The organism is Blautia sp. HA9023 (assembly GCF_056504095.1).
The window spans coordinates 63,448-83,595 of sequence record NZ_JBWLUR010000003.1 but is presented as its reverse complement, the minus strand read 5'-3'; the positions used below and the strand labels follow the sequence as shown (position 1 = coordinate 83,595).

Annotated in this window: 18 protein-coding genes and 1 riboswitch; all 18 genes read right to left on the bottom strand. The window is 44.3% G+C overall.

The features are described from left to right. Positions 1-4: 4 nt before the first annotated feature. The gene (locus AC04Q6_RS02440; protein WP_021977316.1) at positions 5-1,222 is read right to left on the bottom strand and encodes a bifunctional 3,4-dihydroxy-2-butanone-4-phosphate synthase/GTP cyclohydrolase II; all 1,218 of its coding nucleotides are present in this window, start codon (positions 1,220-1,222) and stop codon (positions 5-7) included. A gap of 18 nt (positions 1,223-1,240) precedes the next feature. Further along, entirely contained in the window at positions 1,241-1,894 is a 654-nt protein-coding gene (gene ribE / locus AC04Q6_RS02435) for a riboflavin synthase (protein ID WP_021977315.1), read from the bottom strand. After that, a complete protein-coding gene (gene ribD, locus AC04Q6_RS02430; RefSeq protein ID WP_119247933.1) occupies positions 1,876-3,003 on the bottom strand; it encodes a bifunctional diaminohydroxyphosphoribosylaminopyrimidine deaminase/5-amino-6-(5-phosphoribosylamino)uracil reductase RibD in 1,128 nt (375 codons plus the stop codon). Before ribD ends, ribE begins: the two co-directional genes overlap by 19 nt. Before the next feature lie 269 nt (positions 3,004-3,272). After that, a riboswitch (FMN riboswitch) is annotated at positions 3,273-3,387 on the bottom strand. Positions 3,388-3,576: 189 nt separating this feature from the next. After that, a complete protein-coding gene (locus AC04Q6_RS02425) occupies positions 3,577-3,843 on the bottom strand; it encodes a hypothetical protein (protein WP_021977313.1) in 267 nt (88 codons plus the stop codon). A gap of 305 nt (positions 3,844-4,148) precedes the next feature. Then, a complete protein-coding gene (gene tsf, locus AC04Q6_RS02420) occupies positions 4,149-5,087 on the bottom strand; it encodes a translation elongation factor Ts (protein ID WP_119247932.1) in 939 nt (312 codons plus the stop codon). A gap of 36 nt (positions 5,088-5,123) precedes the next feature. Continuing rightward, entirely contained in the window at positions 5,124-5,867 is a 744-nt protein-coding gene (gene rpsB / locus AC04Q6_RS02415) for a 30S ribosomal protein S2 (RefSeq protein ID WP_021977311.1), read from the bottom strand. A 179-nt stretch (positions 5,868-6,046) separates the two neighbouring features. After that, positions 6,047-6,814, bottom strand: a complete 768-nt coding sequence (locus tag AC04Q6_RS02410) for a pseudouridine synthase (protein ID WP_119247931.1) — start codon at positions 6,812-6,814, stop codon at positions 6,047-6,049. Then, entirely contained in the window at positions 6,814-8,997 is a 2,184-nt protein-coding gene (locus tag AC04Q6_RS02405; protein WP_476389505.1) for a hypothetical protein, read from the bottom strand. The genes AC04Q6_RS02410 and AC04Q6_RS02405 overlap by 1 nt, the downstream gene beginning before the upstream one ends. Next, positions 8,972-9,874, bottom strand: coding sequence for an ABC transporter ATP-binding protein (locus AC04Q6_RS02400; RefSeq protein ID WP_021650396.1), 903 nt, complete (start codon positions 9,872-9,874; stop codon positions 8,972-8,974). Before AC04Q6_RS02400 ends, AC04Q6_RS02405 begins: the two co-directional genes overlap by 26 nt. Further along, complete coding sequence (locus tag AC04Q6_RS02395) at positions 9,867-10,241, bottom strand: GntR family transcriptional regulator (protein ID WP_015524662.1); 375 nt, start codon at positions 10,239-10,241, stop codon at positions 9,867-9,869. The genes AC04Q6_RS02400 and AC04Q6_RS02395 overlap by 8 nt, the downstream gene beginning before the upstream one ends. Positions 10,242-10,570: 329 nt before the next feature. Next, positions 10,571-11,365, bottom strand: coding sequence for a CPBP family intramembrane glutamic endopeptidase (locus tag AC04Q6_RS02390; RefSeq protein ID WP_418721266.1), 795 nt, complete (start codon positions 11,363-11,365; stop codon positions 10,571-10,573). Between the two features lie 32 nt (positions 11,366-11,397). Beyond that, positions 11,398-12,045, bottom strand: a complete 648-nt coding sequence (locus tag AC04Q6_RS02385) for an HAD family hydrolase (protein WP_021977307.1) — start codon at positions 12,043-12,045, stop codon at positions 11,398-11,400. A gap of 45 nt (positions 12,046-12,090) precedes the next feature. After that, positions 12,091-13,050, bottom strand: coding sequence for a hypothetical protein (locus AC04Q6_RS02380; RefSeq protein WP_021977306.1), 960 nt, complete (start codon positions 13,048-13,050; stop codon positions 12,091-12,093). Then, entirely contained in the window at positions 13,037-14,269 is a 1,233-nt protein-coding gene (locus AC04Q6_RS02375; protein ID WP_021977305.1) for a serine/threonine protein kinase, read from the bottom strand. Before AC04Q6_RS02375 ends, AC04Q6_RS02380 begins: the two co-directional genes overlap by 14 nt. 312 nt (positions 14,270-14,581) lie before the next feature. Continuing rightward, positions 14,582-16,348 carry an arginine--tRNA ligase gene (gene argS, locus AC04Q6_RS02370; protein ID WP_021977304.1) on the bottom strand — a complete coding sequence of 589 codons (1,767 nt, stop codon included), beginning with the start codon at positions 16,346-16,348 and terminating at the stop codon, positions 14,582-14,584. Positions 16,349-16,387: 39 nt separating this feature from the next. Next, a complete protein-coding gene (locus AC04Q6_RS02365) occupies positions 16,388-17,257 on the bottom strand; it encodes a DegV family protein (protein ID WP_021977303.1) in 870 nt (289 codons plus the stop codon). A 106-nt stretch (positions 17,258-17,363) separates the two neighbouring features. Further along, the gene (locus AC04Q6_RS02360; protein ID WP_021977302.1) at positions 17,364-18,578 is read right to left on the bottom strand and encodes a M15 family metallopeptidase; all 1,215 of its coding nucleotides are present in this window, start codon (positions 18,576-18,578) and stop codon (positions 17,364-17,366) included. Positions 18,579-18,843: 265 nt separating this feature from the next. Continuing rightward, the gene (locus tag AC04Q6_RS02355) at positions 18,844-20,112 is read right to left on the bottom strand and encodes a zinc ribbon domain-containing protein (protein WP_119247925.1); all 1,269 of its coding nucleotides are present in this window, start codon (positions 20,110-20,112) and stop codon (positions 18,844-18,846) included. Positions 20,113-20,148: the final 36 nt, after the last annotated feature.

Genomic DNA, 20,148 nt, shown 5'->3' with positions numbered 1-20,148 from the left:
TTTTTTATAAATTTATTTCTTTAAAAATATGACCCATCTTTTCCTGTTTCGTCTTCATATATTTCCGGTCATATTTTTGTACCGGAATCTCCAGAGGTACTCTCTCATTGATCTTCAGCCCGAATTCACCAAGCCCATAGACTTTATCCGGGTTATTGGTCAGTAATCTTAATGATTTCACACCAAGGTCTGACAGTATCTGTGCCCCGACCCAGTACTCTCTGAGATCCGGTGCAAACCCTAACTTCACATTAGCCTCCACGGTATCGTATCCCTGTTCCTGAAGCGCATAAGCTTTGATCTTGTTGATCAGTCCGATTCCTCTGCCTTCCTGTCTCATATACAGAATGATCCCTCTGCCTTCCGCCTCTACCTGGCGCATCGCTGTCTGCAGCTGCAGGCCGCAGTCACATCTGAGCGATCCGAATGCATCTCCTGTCAGACACTCCGAATGTACACGGCAAAGCACATCCTCACCATCTCCTATATCACCTTTTACCAGTGCCAGATGATGTTCTCCTGTAATGTCATTGATATAGCCATACATTTTAAAATCACCGTACTGCGTTGGGAGGTTTGCAGCTGCTTCCTCCTTTACATGCTTTTCATGTATTCTTATATAATCCTGCAGATCACGGATCGTAATAAATGTAAGGTTATGCTCTTTTGCCATTTCCCATAGCTGTGATGTACGCATCATAGTGCCATCTTCTTTCATAACTTCACAGCACACGCCGCATTCCTTCAGTCCGGCAAGTCTCATAAGATCTGTTGTTGCCTCCGTATGGCCATTCCGTACCAGAACCCCGCCTTTTCTGGAAATAAGCGGAAATACATGTCCCGGTCTTCTGAAATCCTCCGGTTTTGACTGATCATCCACACACTTCATAATGGTATAGGAGCGTTCTGCCGCAGAGATACCGGTGGTTGTATCTACGTGATCCACTGCCACGGTAAATGCTGTACTGTGATTGTCCGTGTTCTCAGCAACCATCGGAGGAAAGTTCAATCTCGCCGCAAGTTCCGCACTCATCGGTGTACAGATAAGACCCTTTGCATAGGTCGCCATGAAATTAATATTTTCCCGGGTTGCAAACTCTGCCGCACATATCAGATCTCCCTCATTTTCTCTGTCCGGATCATCTGTGACCAGAACTATTTTTCCTTTCTTAAGATCCCTGAGTGCCTCTTCAATTGTGTTGTACTGATAATTTTGTGACATACTGTATATCCTCCTGTTCTAAAACCCGAATTCTTCAAGAAACTCCATCGTAATTCCGGATTCTTTTTTCTCTTCTTCATTTTTTCTGATGCCAAGCAGTTTTTCTACATATTTTCCGATCACATCATTTTCCAGATTAACCAGATCCCCCGGCACCTTTTCCAAAAGGGTGGTTTCTTCTCCTGTATGTGGAATGACCGACACCTGAAAACCAGCTTCATCAATCCTTGCAACCGTCAGGCTGATCCCATCAATACAAACGGATCCTTTTTCCACGATCAGATGCAAAATCTGTGGCGATGTCTCAATCGATACCCAGATGGCATTTTCTTCCCGGAGCATGGAACGTATCACGCCAGTCCCATCAATATGGCCGCTTACTATGTGTCCTCCGAACCTGCCGTCTGCAGCCATTGCACGTTCCAGGTTTACCTGGCTTCCGGCCTTGCAGCTTCCAAGACTGCTTCTTCTGATAGTCTCTGCCATCACATCGGCGGTAAATCCGTCCGGCTGGATCGACGTAACTGTCAGACACACACCATTCACCGCAATACTGTCACCGATCCTTGTTCCTTCCAGGACCTTCCGGGCTTTCACTGCCAGGATCCCTGATTCTCCTGTCAGCTGTATATAACGGACTTTTCCTTTCTCTTCTACGATTCCTGTAAACATGATTCCTCCTGTTTTTTCTCACACACCTGACATCTTATCCGGATGTCCTCACCAATCTGGCAGATATCTGTATATTTCAGTTCCACTGCTTCAGACGGGAATTCAACTCCGATACCTTCTACCGGTGTCTTCCCGGCCACACCGCCAAACAGCTTTGGTGCCACAAAAGCCTGTACTTCCTTTACAATTCCGGCTCGCAGGGCACTGTCATTTAACGTACCGCCTCCTTCCAGGAGAATACTGTCAATGCCTTTGCTTCCAAGATCTGTCATCAGCTTCTTAAGGTCTATCTGATTCTTTTCATCCGGACAGTAAATGGTCTCAACTCCCATGGTATGTAATATTTTTATTTTTTCTTCTGTATTTTTCTGATCTGCATAAGCCACGATCGTCCGGTACTTTTCCGCACTTTTTACGATCTGACTGTCCGGCGGGATCCTGAGCTTACTGTCGCACACAATCCTGACAGGACTTTTCCATCCTTCTACCCGGACGTTTAACATCGGATCATCTGCAAGCACAGTTCCAATGCCTGCCATAATTCCCATGTACTGATGCCGCATATGCTGTACTTCTTTTCGTGCCGCTTCTCCGGTTATCCATTTTGATGCTCCTGTCTTCGTTGCGATCTTCCCATCCAGTGTCATGGCATACTTTATCACTACATAAGGAGTCTTCATAGTAATATAATGAAAAAACACCGGATTCAGCTGATCACATTCTTCTCTCATAAAATCTTCAACTACTGTTACACCGGCTTCCCTTAACATCTGTACACCTTTTCCCGCCACTTTCGGATTCGGATCCCGGGAACCGATCACCACTTTTCTTATCTTCTGTTCAATGATCGCTTCCGTACATGGAGGTGTTTTTCCATGATGACAGCAAGGCTCAAGCGTAACATAAATCACCGCACCTTCTGCTGATTCTGTAAGAGAAGCAATAGCATTACGTTCTGCATGAAGTTCTCCATACTTTTTATGATAGCCTTCCCCGATGATCCTTCCATCTTTTACGATCACTGCCCCTACCATCGGATTGGGATTCGTCCAACCTTCTCCTTTTTTAGCCAGCTGGATCGCTCGAAGCATATATTCCTGATCCGTCATTTTTATTCCTTCTTTCTTATTCCTGTTCTTTGCCTGGTAGGCCGAGGCTTTTAGCCCTGTGCAATCGGATTCACAGACAAGTGAGTGGTATATTTATTTCGAAAACGATGTACCAGATACAAAAAAATCCTGCAGAAATATCTGCAGGGTGGAATTGATCTGTTACATCTGATCGATAAATGAATGTCTGATTTCCTACATAAAAAGCTCTGAAATGGATCACCATCTCAGAGCTCTGATACTACATTCATTCAAAAAATCAACTGTACTATCATCTTCTTCCATCCAGACTGTACTGTCGGCCCCGGAATCTCACCGGATCATGCCTCTCGGCTCGCGGGCTTTACCGCCGGTAGGGAATCTCACCCTGCCCTGAAGATATCTTTTTGTTTATTTTAATACTTTATCTGTTATTTGTAAAGCGGAATTTTTATTTTACTCATTCCATGCGGAATATTAATTACTGGCAGGCAATCGTCGTATTACTATTCTCAGGCTTTGGTTGACAAACAGGCACGCAGGCAATGACCGATGGCCAGCACACAGAGCCTGTGCCTTGGAAGATGAATTTTTTTATCTGCAGTTTACTATTGCTTTTTGGGCAGCAGCAAAATCTTTTTCTAGTACATAAATACATGTTGTTTCATTCTTATGATCAATTCCCGATGCAAAAGTATGATAAAAAATCAAGAAAAAAAGATTATTGATAAATGTTCTTTTTTTCAATCTCGTTTCGTAAAGAATATTATTTTCATTCAACGCTTGTGTTAACCGCACGAGATGATCCATATTATCAGTTTCACATAATTTAATTTTTCCATTATCCTGGGTATATTTCATAAAAATCTCCATTCCGCCGCCTTTGGCTGGCGGCACAAATAGTGAGGAATTATAAGCGGAAACAGGCGCAGGCCGTGACATTTAGGCGTTTTGAAAGTATCGATTATCTCTGTCAATGCATGAGCATACTTATTTTGATGTGGCTGGAAGAACCAGAGAATATATTTGACAGAGTGTCCAAGATATTTGGATAAAGAAAACCGATGGCTTTGACTGTTATCAATCTACACCATCGGCTTTCAAGGTTTTTAAATACTTAAATTCAGACTTATTAAAATAATATAATGAAAACTTAAGTTAATGGATTATTTACCCATCTGTTTTGCAACTTCCTCAGCGAAGTTCTCTTCTTTCTTCTCAAGACCATCGCCTGTCTCGTAGCGAACGAAGCCTTTGATCTGGATCTTAGCGCCGTTCTCTTTTGCTACCTGCTCTACGTATTTGGCAACGGACTGTTTTCCGTCCTCTGCTTTTACGTATGTCTGGTCAAGAAGGCAGATCTCTTTAAGCTCTTTCTTGATACGTCCTGTGATCATTCCCTCGATAACCTTAGCCGGTTTCTGGGACTCCTTCGGATCGTTCTGGATCTGAGCCATAAGGATCTCTTTCTCATGCTCGATGTAGTCAGCGCTTACTTCCTTGTCGCTTGTGTACTGCGGTTTCAGAGCTGCGATCTGCATAGCTACGTTCTTAGCCATCTCTTTAACAGCGTCGTTAACAACATCTGTCTCAACGTCTACAAGAACGCCGATCTTTCCACCCATATGAGTGTAGGAAGCGATGAATCCGTTCTGCTCCTCAACCTGAGCAAATCTACGGATGTTCATGTTCTCGCCGATAACTGCGATCTGAGCTGCAAGAGCCTCTTTTACAGTCTTAGTTGTATCAAGTGCCCACGGCTCAGCAAGGAAAGCCTCGATATCAGCTGCTGTTGTGTTAAGTGCCTGTGCTGCAACATCTGCAACATAGCCCTGGAACTTCTCGTTCTTTGCAACGAAGTCTGTTTCAGCATTAACCTCAACAACGACTGCTTTCTTTCCATCCTCTGTTACCAGAGTCTTGCAAAGACCCTCTGCTGCGATACGGCTTGCTTTCTTCTGTGCTGTAGCAAGACCTTTCTCACGCAGGAACTCAACTGCTTTATCCATATCACCATCTGTAGCTGTAAGAGCTTTCTTACAATCCATCATTCCGGCGCCGGTCATCTCTCTTAACTCTTTTACCTGTGCTGCTGTAATAGCCATTGTTTGTTTCCTCCTGAAATATTCTGTTTATACGAATTATTCCTCTGTAGCTGCAAACTCCTCAGACTCAGCCTCGATCTCGCCGTCTGCCTCAGCAGTTCCCTGCTTAGCCTCGATAACAGCGTCAGCCATCTTGGAAACGATGAGTTTTACTGCACGGATAGCATCGTCATTTCCCGGGATCACATAGTCAAGCTCTTCCGGATCACAGTTTGTATCGCAGATACCGATAAGCGGGATTCCAAGTGTATGAGCCTCCTGTACGCAGATTCTCTCTTTCTTAGGATCTACGATAAAGATAGCATCCGGGATTCTCTTCATCTCTTTGATTCCGCCAAGGTTCTTCTGAAGTTTAGCAAGCTCTTTGCGAAGCTCGATTACTTCTTTCTTAGGAAGTACGTCAAATGTTCCGTCAGCTTCCATTGTCTCGATCTCTTTCAGTCTTGCGATACGGCTCTGGATTGTCTTGAAGTTTGTAAGCATACCACCAAGCCATCTCTCATTTACGAAGAACTCTCCACAACGCTCTGCCTCTGTACGGATAGCATCCTGAGCCTGTTTCTTAGTTCCTACGAAAAGGATGTGTCCACCGTTGGCAACGATATCTGCTACTGCATTGTAAGCATCGTCAACCATTCCTACAGACTGCTGAAGATCGATGATATAGATACCATTTCTCTCTGTGTAGATGTACGGAGCCATTTTAGGGTTCCATCTTCTTGTCTGATGTCCGAAATGAACACCTGCCTCTAAAAGCTGCTTCATTGAAATAACGCTCATGTCTTTTCTCCTTTTTGGTTAAATTCTTCCGCACAGGTCGCCTTCTCTCTGGACCCATCCTCACACCGTAGGGCACCATCCTTATAGAATCGCCGTGCGTGCTTATTTTTGCAACTTCTGAATTATAGCATAGGAAATCCCCTTATGTAAAGGGGATTTTTCCAATTTTTTTCTGTTTTTCAGCGGTTCCCGGCAGATTTCAGAAGCTCCAGCTCTTTTTCGGTGAGCGGACGATATTTTCCTGTCGGAAGATCCGCCGGGAGCGCCAGCGGTCCCATGGAAAGCCTTTTGAGATAGGTAACTTTTTTTCCCAGTGCTTCCATCATCCGTTTCACCTGATGAAATTTTCCTTCATGGATGGTAAGGCGGATCTCGGATTCCCATCTCTTACCGTTTTCCTCCGATCCTGTGTCGGATTCCCAGGTGGAAAGAATCTCAAGCCTTGCCGGGCGTGTGAGATCCTTTTCCCCGATATCCACTCCTTCTGCCAGCGCTCTGGCATCTTCTTCTGTCACTTTTCCGGATACCTTTGCATAGTAAGTCTTATCCACGTGTTTCTTCGGGGAAAGAAGCTCGTGTGCCAGAGGACCGTCATCTGTGATCAGAAGGAAGCCTTCTGTATCTTTATCCAGGCGTCCCACCGGAAAAAGTCCCTTTCTTCTGTCTTTCTCTTCAATGTAGTCGAGAACCGTTTTATCTCTGAAGTCCTCCGTTGCGCTGACACAGCCCGCCGGCTTGTTAAAAAGATAGTATACATATTCCGGTGCAGCATGAATTTCCTGCCCGTTCATAACCACCTGATCTTCTTTTGTTACTTTCAGTTCCGGTTTCTTCACAGATTTCCCGTTAACCTGCACCTGACCCTTCTGTATGTATTTTTTTACCTCGCTTCGTGTACCTGCGCCGGCATCTGCCAGAAATTTATCCAGCCGGACTGGTTTTTCCATTAATCATTTACCTCCCATTCTGTTACATGGGCTGCCTTTGCATCTGCTCTGATGAAATCCGGGATCTCACCGGCAAATGTCATATAAAGTCCGGAATCCCCGTCGGTGCTCTCCTGTCCTTCCAAAACCACTTCCATTGTGACATCTGCATTCCAGATAGTCCATCCGTTTACCAGCTGTGATGGGCGGATACACTTTTTCAGGGCTTCCAGCTGTTCCTTTTTATCGTAACGGACTTTATAACCGTTCTCTGTTTCTTCAAGATCCGAAACAGGCTCAATGTCGGAAAAAACCTCATCATCTTCGCCGGCAGCTTCGGAGCTGAAGTAATAAACATCAATATACTCAACAGACAGCTCATCCATGGAAAGAGGATATCCTGTTTCTTCCAAAATTGCAAGTGTTCTCTTATATGCCGGATACACCAGAACGGAGGTAGACACCCTCTCTCCTTCCTGAACAGCCGGTACATTCATTCCCCATTCATCCATGTATCCTTCTGACGGAATTCCCGTATAATCGAACATCAGCATTGCACATGGCTGGTCTTTTACTGTCTGACCGCCGTTTTCCAGAATGTCCTTTCTCAGCGCCTCTGCCAGCGCCTGACGCTTCTCTGCATTTTTCTCAAATAAGGTTTGAATATCTCCGTCACAGAAAATACCGGTGACCTCTTTCAGATACTGTTTGTCCAGCTGAAAAAATGAATATCTGTCTTCTTTCCATGTCTGCTCATCATACAGGGCTTCCATAAGATTCTGTGCCTGTGCAGAGGATACAATATAGCCTCTGCATACACTGAATCCCTGTTTATTTATGTAGCGCACATACATGCGCCTTCCTGATTTTTTTCCTTTTTCATTCTGAAGCCTGATATCCTTCAGACTGTTATATAATGCTTTACTTTTCATCACCGGCTGATTCAGCAGATCGGAACTATTGTCTGAGGTGGCAGTATACCGGATCTTATAGATTCCGTTTTCTTTTTTTTCCACATTGCAAAGCTGCTCTGTATATGAAAGATTGCTTACATTTATCACAACTCCCTGAAGATTGTCATAAGCCGGAAAATAACTGTCATATCCCAGAAGATCCATTTTCATGGTCAGCGCACAGATTGCCACAACACCTCCAAAGATCATAAGCTGCACTTTTCTGCAGAAAAATCTGCGAAAATCCATTTCGTAGATCACTTCCAGAATTCCATGGACCAGGATCGTTCCCAGTATCATTCCGAAGATCCACCATGCTGTTTTGGATGAATCTTCCGGGATCATATAAAAGATCAGACCGATCCCCAGTCCGGATGGTATTGTGATCAGGGCACTTAAGACCGGCTCCATCCAGGTATATACCAGAGCTTTTCCGGTATTCTCTGACCTTCGTCTGCAAAATGCCATCCAGGAAAGTGCTGCCATGATAAACAGCGTAAGGATCAGTATCAGCAACTGCTTTCCAAAGCTTCCGCTGCTGTATCTATCTATAAAGCTTACGATCACCATAAGAGGAGATCCCAGATTCCGCACTGCTGCCAGAATTCCGTAACTGCCCTCGTACCAGGTATCAAAAAATAAATGTCCGCTTAACTGCAGCATCACTGCCAGAATGATACTGTAGGTAAACAATCCTGCCCATGCAAGGGCTCCCATCAGCATGGTACCGGTGCAGGCGATCACCAGCACTGTGGAAAAATACACCAGAAGATACATCAGGAGATGGAGAACCAACAGGATCAGTGCCTTTTTCATAATGGAAAGGCTGTAATATCCTCTGGCTGCCCCGATGCATACCGCAGCAAATTCCATGATCACATATGGCACCAGATAATAAAGAACAGCCAACAATACTCTGTGCAGAAACAGTGCACTTCGCTTTACCGGAAGGCTGTGATAGAAATCCACTTTTCTCGGGGAATACAGATACCAGAAGCCGCTTACTGCTGCAAAAAATGCTGTTACCGCAGCCACAACTGCTCCTATTGTGAGAAAATCACTGCTCCACAGGCTGGAATACAGATAAGAAAGCTGACTCTGAGTATAACTGCGCCCATTCCATTTTCCCATCAGAATAAGTTCCGCTACCGGAAATGCAAGGAGAAATGCGATCATGGCAAATGCCGGGATCCATCTTTGTCCTTTAGAAGAGGATTTCATATACTCACTGGAATAAATTTTTGACTTCATAGCCTGCCACCTCCGTTTCGCTGATAAATATTTCTTCCAGAGTCAGTGGGAGCACTTCACAGAAAAGAGGATTTTTTGCCTGTATCTTCTCCATGATCTCTCTTCTTGTTCCCCTTGCAGTAATAAGCAGCAGGGAGCCCTGATGCTCTGTTTTCAAAACATCCAGCTCTTTCTTTAATTCTTCTTCTTTCTTTTTGTCAGTAAGTACACACTGGATCTTATGGATGTGGAATTTCATATCCTCCAGATCTCTGGAAAGGAGAATTCCTCCCTGATGAAGAAGCCCGATGTGATCGCAGATATCTTCCAGCTCACGGAGATTATGGGAAGCGATCACCGGCGTAAATTCACGACTCATGATCTCCGATGCAAAAATACTTTTTACTGCCTGGCGCATTACCGGGTCCAGGCCATCAAAGGTTTCATCACAAAACAGATATTTCGTTCCTGTACTGATTCCCAGGATCACCAGAAGCTGTTTCTTCATTCCCTTGGAAAAAGTACTGATTTTTCGTTTTCCATCCAGATGAAACTGCTTCATCATTGTCTCAAAACGTGCCTGCTGAAATCCCGGATAAATACAACGGTAAAATTCTGCCATGTCCAGAGCATTGTAATTTGCCGGAATATATGCATCGTCCGGGATGTAGAAAAAATGCTCTTTGATCCTTTCATTTTCAAAAACCGGTTCTTCATCCATCAGCACCTCTCCTCTGTCCTGACGGATGATCCCGGCCATGATACGGAGCAGAGTACTTTTTCCCGCACCGTTGGAGCCGATCAGTCCAAAAACCTCCCGTTCCCCGATATCCATGGTGACCTTATTTACTGCCTGTATCTTACCAAAAGCTTTGCTGCAGTTTTTTATCTCAATCATTGTTTCCCTCCTTATAGCATAAGCGGATCACACCGATCATTTCTTCCTCCCCTACTCCCAGAGCCATTCCCTTTTCTGTGATCTTTTTCAGCTCACTTAAGGTTTCTTCCATACCGATCTGCCTGATCCTGCTGCTGTCTGTGACAAAACTGCCTTTTCCCTTCACCGGACAGATCAGCCCCTGCTGCTCCAGTTCCATATATGCCCGCTGGATGGTATTGGGATTGATGGATAATTCCACGGCCAGCTGCCGCACAGACGGCATCTTGGAAGATGGCTCCACAGCTCCTGACAGGATCAGCATCCGGAATTTCTCTACGATCTGCTCGTAAATGGGACGTCTGTCCTGATAGTCCAAGAATAACATACGACGCTCCTTTCTCTGTAATCTGTGTATTAAGTGTATTAATTCTTTTAATACACTTATGATAGCACGTGATACCCGCCTGTACAAGAAATGGTCTCTTAAATAAATATAAAATCTGTATAAACTTATTCCCCGTAAAAGACTTCCTGTATTTTTCATAAAAAAAAGAATCTGCAGCGGCATCACTTCTACTATGATCCCACTACAGATTCTCTGCGAAGCAGTTATTTATATTTCACCCTGTCTGATCCGGGGTCAGGGGGATATTTGCAATCCCCATTCGGGTCAAGCGGATATTCGCAATCCGCTTCGCTACTTGCTTGATTTGGTTAAACAGCCCGGTAACCACGCTTTTCTCCTCTGCGTACAAAATACTGATATCCTCCGATCATCACCACTGCGAAGATCCCATAGATCATCAGAAGACTTCCTGCTCCTGTTTTTTCCACCAGCGTCTGGGCATATTCACTGAAAATAAGGATCCAGGTATTGGCCCCGATATGCATCAGCACACTGGTCCACTTATTGCCGCCCATCTCCAGAAACCACGCAAAAAGAGCTCCCAGGATAAACGCATACACAGCCTGCAGGACATTTCCATGATAGATCCCGAAAAACGCGGCAGAGATCACAGCGGAAACCAGTACGGAAAAATGATCCCGAAGCCTGAGATAAACCAGCCAGCGAAAGATCATTTCTTCCGCGACAGGCGCTACGATTCCCATCCAGAAGACCATCATAAAAAGGCTTTTCCCTGAAGTGATCTTCGTCATGGTCTCCCCGTAACTGGACGAGATCCAGTTCTGCAAGATCGCCACCAGCACATTGGCATACTGGGCAAATCCTGCTCCTGCCCCGAGAAGAAGCAGCATTTCAGGAACAGAAAGCCTCTGCTCTTCAATAGAAGTTAACCCACCGATCAGCCTTCCTATGCGGTCTTTCCGGTAAAAATATACTGCCGGAAACATAACCAGCACTCCGGTAACTCCGGTGATCACCAGAGTATAACTGTAATAGGATTCCTGTGCGTTGCTGACATGATCCACCAGCCAGAGAAGCACGGCACTTCCCAGGATCTGTCCGATAAGATAATGGATTCCTACCGGATAAAGTTCCCTCCACACCAGTCGAAAAATATTCTGTCTATGCAGAGGGGTCAGTCGAAAAAATTCAGAAGCTCATCTGCAGAAGCTACGATCTGAAGAGGCTGGGCCGCTTCCAGTTCTTCTCTGCTGCCATATCCATAAGATACCGCCACACACTGGATCCCACATCGTCTGGCTCCAAGAATATCATGTTCCCGGTCTCCCACCATGATCACCTGGTCACGGTGATCGGAAAGATTCATTCTCTCCAGAGCTTCCTCGATCACCTGGGATTTGGAAACTTTCGGCCCATTGAGATCTGTTCCCGCGATCACTTCAAAATAACGGCTCAGATTAAAATGATCCATGATCTGTGTTACATAAAAAGTAGGTTTCGCAGAAGCTACTGCCAGCCGGTAGCCACGGCGTTTCAGCTCCGCCAGGGCATTTTCCACGCCTGGATAAACTGTATTCTCATACATTCCTTTTTCGGAATACCGTTCCCTGTAGTATTCGATTCCTTTCTGCGCTGTCTCTTTATCAAATCCCGCATATTTCATAAACTGATCCAGAAGTGGCGGTCCCACAAAAACTTTCAGCGGCTCCAGATCCGGCGCTGAAACACCAAGTTTCTCCAGTGCATACTGTACAGATTTTGTAATTCCCTCTCCGGATTCTGTCAGCGTTCCGTCCAGGTCAAAAAAGATTGCCTTATACATAAATTCCTCCTGTTGTGTAAAAAATCAGTAAGTATGCCTATTGTATCACTGTTTTTCTGTTAAGTCCATGCTTTCATAATACAGCTTCCCGGATTTCACAAAACCCAGAAGTTCTGCTTTCCAGGGTTTCCTGGTTTTTTCCGGTAATTCTGCCAGAAGTTTTTTCCCATGCCAGTAAAAATCGCACTCTTTTCCGTTGATCCGAAATGAAAGGATCTGAAACGGAATATCCGGGCGGATTTCTATCTGAATCCTGTTGCCATCTGTTTTTGTATGAATCGTTGGTTTTTGCTCTTTTTTCTCTTTATCAGGCATTTCTGTTGGTTCTGTCTGGTAGTAAGATAATGCCGGATTCTGGTCCTTTGCTTTTTTTGATGCACCTGAAGCCGGTTTTCGAATTAATCCCGGAGTCGGTATTGCAGATGGACTTGCCGCCAATGTCTGTGTGAGAACCGGTGATTTTGTCGGCACTGGCGTTTTTGTTGGTACCGGCGTTTCCGTAAGATTTGCTTCATTCACAATAGTTATCCCCGGATTTTCATTTTCCCGAATATCCGGTTCCTGAAATTCGTATCTTTCTTCGCTGCCACCGGAATTTTCTGCTGCAGTATTTCCGTTTCCCACAGAGTTCTCTTCCGGAGAATGTACTTCTTCTGCCTGGAAGTCCGAACTCCATCGCGCTGAATCCTCCTGTCCATTTTCTGTTCCTGCCCAAACAGAGGAATCTTCCATCAGATTTTCATCTTCCCGGTTCTCATTACCGTCATTTTTTTCTGTTCCTCCATAACTTTTTTCCCAGTCTTCCGGCAGCTGTCCGGTTCCTTCTCCCACATCCATATCAAATCCACCGGTATCAAGACTATTCATCTCCGACATATCAAATCCATAAACGAGAATGGAACTGATCATCCAGCTGCATAAAATCAGCAGCGACAAAACAGCAGGACAGATTCTCCCACAGGATTTTCCGGTTTTTTTCGATTTTCGCTGATCATTTTTTCTCATTGATCTCCTCCCAGAGTTTCAGATTCCTGCTTTCGCCTTCCTCCAGCAATTCTGTTTTTTCTTTCTTTTTGTAATCTTTCCACAGCTTTTGGCTGGCTTCTTTCTGCCCGATTCGAAGGAGAAACATTCCATACTCTCCATAAACCACACGATATTCCGCATCATACAGAAGAAGATTTTCATAATACAAAGCCGCTTTTTCCGTTTCATCCAAAAACTCCGCATTCCATGCCAGCAACAGCTCAATACGGCGCTGCTGTTCTTTTTCCCTATAATTCCTGCTTAAATCCTGCAGTTTCTTTTCCGCTGTTGCACAGTACTTTTTCCGTTCCCCCGAGTTTTCCGGATACTGTCTGGCCTCGTAATACAGATCTGTTACTTCTGAAATCGCCACAGAAAACTCTTCCCGTTTCAGTAATCCAGCTGTCAGAAACAATATTCCTATCAGAACCCCTGCAGCAACTGCTTCCAGAAAACGTTTTCGCCAGGTAACTGTTCGATATCGGATTTCCAGTTTCTGGATTCTTTTCTGAACTGCTGACATATCCAAATATCTGTATTTTTCCTGTTTTCTGGTACATCGAAACAGAAACCAGAAAAATTCCGGATATAAAAAACACTGCCATTTCTTTTTTCCACAAAGCTTTTCCATGGTTTTTCCCAGGGCATAAATATCACTTCTGGGGCTTAAGTAACCCTGATACTGCTCCGGTGCCGCATATCCTTTCGTTCCTTCACAGATCCGTTTTCTTTTTCCATGATCGAACATGGCGCTTCCAAGATCGACCAGATACAGGTGCCCGGTTTCAGAAAGCATCAGATTATCCGGTTTCAGATCTCCGTAGCAGACCGGCGGTTTACGGTTATGGAGATATTCCAGTACTCTGGTAATCTCCTTTCCTCTTGCAAGCGTTTCCTGTATGGAAAAATTTTTTTCTGAACAAAGAATTTCTTCCAGAGACTGCCCCTTAATATACTCCATAATCAGATAGCAATCTTCTTCTGTTTCCACACAATCTACAATCTTTGGGATTGCAGGATGATCCAGACGCTGCATTAGCATAACTTCTTTTTTCTTTATGATGGGTATTTCCTTCACAGCGCGAAAAATACCGAGTTCCATGTCCCTGGCCAGATACAGACTTCCGCCTCCGCCATGTCCAATCCGTTCTATAACGTAATAACGTTCTTTCAGTATCGTTCCGATCAGACAGATCACCTTCCTCTCATTTCTGTCAGATAATAATTGTGATCATATTTCTTATTAGTTTGGGATTATCCGGTGAATTCCGGTTTGAGATAAATAAAATTAGACAAATAACCGCAAACGAACATGTACGATTCATATTCATTCAGGATGGATTTCATTATAGCATGTCATGTTTCTTTTGCAAAGAGCTTTTACCCAATAAAAACAGAATAAAAAAACAGCCCGCCGGATACAGCTGACAAAAAATTTTCTTCCTGTCCCTGTATCCTGGCGGGCTGTCATTATTTATAATGCTTATACCTGGATCTTCAAAACTGTACTTTACATACGATCCGGTGCAGAGAATCCAAGAAGATCAATGCTTGTTTCAAGCACTCTTCTTGTAAGCTGGAGCAGCTGAAGGAAAGATTCCTTCTGTGCCTGATCTTCTTCGCTTAAGATCTTTGTCTCATGATAGAAGCTGTTGAATGCGTTGGATACCTCATAGATATACGCACAGATCTTATGGGGTGCTTTCTCCTCAAAAGCATTCTCAACCATTGCTGCAAAGCCGGAAAGCTGAAGCATCAGGTTCTTCTCGCTGGCATTAACTGCCGGAAGGATCTTACCTGCGCTTAAATCTCCTCCCTCCTGTACATAGCGGTTGAGAATGGATTTGATACGCACGATGGTATAAAGGATGTACGGACCTGTATTTCCCTCAAAGGAAGTAAAGCGGTCTACATCAAAGATATAATCCTTGGTTGCCTGGTTGGAAAGATCGCCGTATTTGATTGCGGAAAGTCCTACGATCTTGGCAGTCTCTTTGGCATCTTTATCTTTTACACTACGGTTCTCCACGATCTTGCGGTACATTTCCTCATCAATATCTGCGATTAGATTTTCCAGACGCATAACGCCGCCTTCTCTTGTCTTAAAAGGCTTGCCGTCTTTTCCGTTCATGGTACCAAAACCAAGGAAGGAAAGCTTGGTCTCCGGTTTTACAAGACCGGTCTTTCTTGCGCAGCGGAATACCTGAATAAAGTGGAGTTCCTGACGTTTATCTACAACATAAAGGATCTCATCCGGCTGGAAAAGTTTCATACGCTCTACGATGGTAGCAAGGTCTGTGGTCGTATAAAGGGAAGCTCCGTCAGATTTCAGAAGCATGCACGGAGGGATCTCCTTGGTGTCGCTCTCTTCTTTTACATCTACAACAAGAGCACCCTGATCCTCATAGGCAAATCCACGTTTCTTCATATCCTCTACCATATCCGGAATGTACGGCTGTGCATCGGATTCTTTTTTCCAGAGGTCAAAGTCTACGTTCAGGTTTGCGTAGTTTCTCTTAAGGTCTGTTACAGATACATTCATAATGTGGTTCCAGAGAGCCATGTATCCAGGTTTGCCCTGCTGAAGGAGATGTGTTGCCTCCAGTGCCTCATTACGATAAGCCTCGTCCTCTTTGGACTTGCCGCTGGCACATGGATAGATCTCTTCCAGTTCGCTGATAGTAAATGGTGCTTCTGTGGGATATTCACCTGTAAAGCTGTCATCAAAATATACCAGCTCCGGTTTCCGGTGTTTCAGCTCTGTGATGATCAGTCCCATCTGAAGGCCCCAGTCTCCAAGATGCACATCGCCGATGACCTTATGTCCTACAAAACGTCCGATACGCTTGATACTCTCGCCGATGATCGCAGAACGGAGATGTCCTACGTGAAGGGGTTTGGCTACGTTTGGTCCGCCGTAGTCGATGATGATCGTCTTCGGGTTCTTGGCAGTTTCAACGGAAAGCTTCTCATCTTCTGCCATCTTATTCATATATTCCGCAACGAATTCCGGCTTCACATCCAGGTTGATAAATCCAGGCTTTACAACTTCTGCTCTGGAAAAGATCTGGCTGTCTGAGAGCTGTGCTACCACATCATCCGCGATCATAAACGGAGCCTTGTGGTATGTTTTGGCTCCTGCCATGGCACCGTTACACTGATATTCACATAAGTCCGTTCTGTTGGAAACAGTAACTTTTCCGTAAGACGGATCATAACCTGCTTTTTCAAATGCTGCGGAAAGTTCTTCCGCCATCTGTTCCATAATCTTCTTCATGTTTCAAACTCCTCATATCTTTGTTTCTGTATTTTATGCTTATAACGTCACTTTTCTTGAACATGCGACTGCAAGGGCACCATAACCGATATGGCAGGCAACACTTAAGGAAAGGGGATCCATATGTATCTCCATTCCCGGAAATACCTCCTGGATCTCTTTTTTAAATTCTTCTGCTTCTTCCAGATTTCCTGTATAAGCAGCCTGAAGACACATCTCACCGTCAGATGCGTATTCCTTAAAACGTGTTTCCCAATCATTCTTCATTGCCTTCAGCATGGCACGTTTGGCCTGCTTCTTGCCACGGACCTTGGCGTAGGCATCCAGCTTCTCTCCCTGGATCTGAAGTACAGGCTTCAGGTTCAGAACCGTTCCGATGGCTGCTGCTGCCGGTGTGATCCTGCCACCTTTTTTCAGATATTTCAGGGTGTCAAGTGTGATATAAATACTGGAATCGAGTTTCTGATCTGTAAGGATCTTTTTGATCTCTGCGGCACTTTTTCCTGCCTCGGCAAGCATCTTAGCATCCATTACAGACTGTCTCTGTGTTACGGAAATCCGCTGATTGTCCACTACCTGAACACGACCATTATAATCAATAGCAAGTCCCATTGCAGTAGAACAGGATGCACTCAATCCGCTTGACATCGGAATATGAACGATTTCCTCATAATCTCTCAGAAGCTTGTCCCACAGATCACAGAGATCAGCCGGACTTGGCTGAGATGTGGAGATCGGTTCATCCTTCTTAAGCTTCTCATAAAACTCTTCCTGTGTGAGAGTTACACCTTCAAGATACATTTTTTCATTAATATAAAACGGCATCGGTATCACATAAACGCCAAGCTCTTCGGCCTGGGCCTGTGTGATACCGCTGTTGCTGTCTGTCACAATGGCGATTCTGCCCATTCTCTATTCCTCCCAGTATCCATCTTATCTCTAAAAAAAGTCATAAAATCAGTGTAACATATTTTTCACAGCATCTCAATCCAAAATTTTTCTCTGTTTTTTCAGGTTAATTTGCACTTTTCTCAAAATGCTGGAAGTCTTTTGGATTACCCCAATCTCCTCCCCAGGTAAAGCCAAGTTGTGTAAAGATCTGATAACAGATATCATCATGGGTGATCACATGAGGCAAACCGCTGGATCGATCCAGATACTGCTGGGCATTTCCGTGTGCACAGCTGCCATAGCCGTTATTATATGTTACATATGGATTTTGCTGGGAATTAATATCGATAGCCCGTCCAAACGCATGTTTTGACAAATTCCCACTGCCTGTAGCATTTCGAAAACAAAATGCGGAAGTATTATTGTGTTCTATGGAATTGTAATCACTGCTGTCTCCGTCTCCTGCCCAGTAATTATCGATCAGAACCATCTCCTGGATCTGATATTGCTTTTCATACAACTGCTTGAATGCACTGAGAAAATCATCTACAATCTGAGCATTTACGATCAATTCTCCAACCTGTACCTGTCCCTCAAAATTATAGTGAAGGACTTTCAGATAACGAAGATCCGATAATGCGACATAATCATTGGCATAGTAAGATTTCCCGATGATACGGTTGTAGATCTCATCGCCCTCCACGATCTCATATGCCTGAAAATATTTATCCAGATCCGTTGCGGAAATCTGTGACGGATCTACAATTTCCTTCACTGCCAGATCTGTAATTCCCGCACTTGTTTCTCCGGGTGTAAGTGCACCGTTCTCTTCTGTCTGAGGTGTTGGCGTTGTCTCCGGTGCCAGTGGCGGTCCTGCCACCTCCCCGGTCTGTGTAGCAGCTTCTTTTTTTTCTTCCGGAGCCTCCGTTGGTGTTGGGGACGGTTCTTCTGGTGTTTCTGTCGGAGTCACGGTCGGAACTGGTGTCGATGTTGGCTCCGTTTTTTCTACGGTCTCTTCTGCTCCGATTTTACTTTGTCTAAAATCCAAACTGTCCGAAGCCTTATGTTGTGACAGATCCTTCTCTCTGCTTCTCATCGAAAAAAATATAGTACCTCCTGCCAAAGCTACAATAGCAACAATAATTATAATAATAGGATTTCTATGTTTTTTCCCACCCTGCATATTATTATTAAAATTACTTTCTGGTTCTCGTTCTAATCCATCATTCTGAGACTGAGGCCGTCTCCAGTAGGTATTTCCGCCTTCAAACTTTTGTCCACATTCCGGACAAAAAACACTTTTATCCGGAACCTCACAATTACAATTAAGACATCTCATGCTCTTTCTCCTAGCATTTAAGCGGACATTCATATTTCACCTTTATTACTTGCTCACAAACAAATACCGTTTTGGTTAAATATTTATTCCGCTATTTTTATAGTCAGAATGCGTCTGACACTTCATCAATTCTTACTTTGTCTACTGAAGATACTCACCCCACAGACGATCTGTAAAAGAATCAGAATAATCAGCACAATGACCTGTATAACTATTGTTCTATTATTGTTCTATTATTTTTCATATTTTACCTCTGTCTGTCTCATTATTCTACCAATACTCGAACATCTGTAATACATGTGTCATCCCAGCTGGTGCCCTGATGCACGCCATCAATTCTTATCTGGATGGAAGATGCCTTAAACGGATGATTCAGCATTACATAAAATTCTTCCCAGGAATCCGGAAAATCCATCTGAAAGGAAAGGTCATCCAGTGTGATCGTTAATTTTGAAGGTCTGTTGTTTCCATAATAATATTTACCAGATTTCCAGTTTCCAAGTTTAAGGGCAATACATCTCACTTTTTCATTTTTATATTTAAAATTTGCTGTAATGCTCTCCCCGATTCCCGGTCCGTCAATACCTTCTTCCCAGTTCGTATCGGTATTATTGTCAAATGCAAGCAACGGATCATTGGAAACTCCGCTTGCCTGTTTGAGTTCTGATGATGCACTTGCTGATTCTATATATGCTTCATGGATATTGCTGAAATCTACAGAGGATTCACTCACAAGAGAAGCTGTTATTGCTGATGCAGGATAAGCCTCAGGCGTAGGAGTAGGCTTCGGTGTAGATGTCGGTTCCGGTGTTGCTGTTGGTTCCGGTACAGCTGTTGGTTCTTCCGCTGATCCAACTTCTGACACATCACTCCCCGAAACATCTGTATTTCCAATACTGTAATCCGAACTGTCCGCAACTTTCTGTATGGTCTCATCCTTCGCCCTGCTTCTCAGTGCAAAAAATGCTGCGCCACCTACAGAAGCCACAATGGCAACAACCGCAATTATGATAATGAGCGGATTCTTGTTTTTTCTTCCACCCTGCATGCTGTTATCAAAATGATTCCCTGCTGCCATTCGCTCCGGTCCATTATTCTGAGACTGAGGCTGTCTCCAGTATGTATTCCCGCCATTTTGCTGCCCCGGATAGGGCCCGCCGAAATTCTGGGACTGATTTCCATAGGAACCTCCAAAATTCTGATTCTGAGAAGGATTTCCATAGAAGCCTCCCTGATTCTGAGACTGATTCCCATAAGGATTTCCATAATTTCGAGGTGAGGTTCCATAAATATCTGAAGAATTCTGAGGCTGATCCCAAAGAGAATCTTCCGTATCCTCAGACCGATCATTGTATGTATCCTCTTTATTCCGCTGCTGATCTCCATATACATCTTCCGCATCCTGCTGCTGATCATTATATGTTTCTCCGGAATTTTCTGCCTGACTGCCATTTACACCTTCAAGCTTTTGTCCACATTCCGGACAGAAAAGACTTCCTTCCGGAACGTCGCAATTGCAATTAGGACATCTCATACTCTTCCTCCTAACATATCAAGCGGATATTCGCAA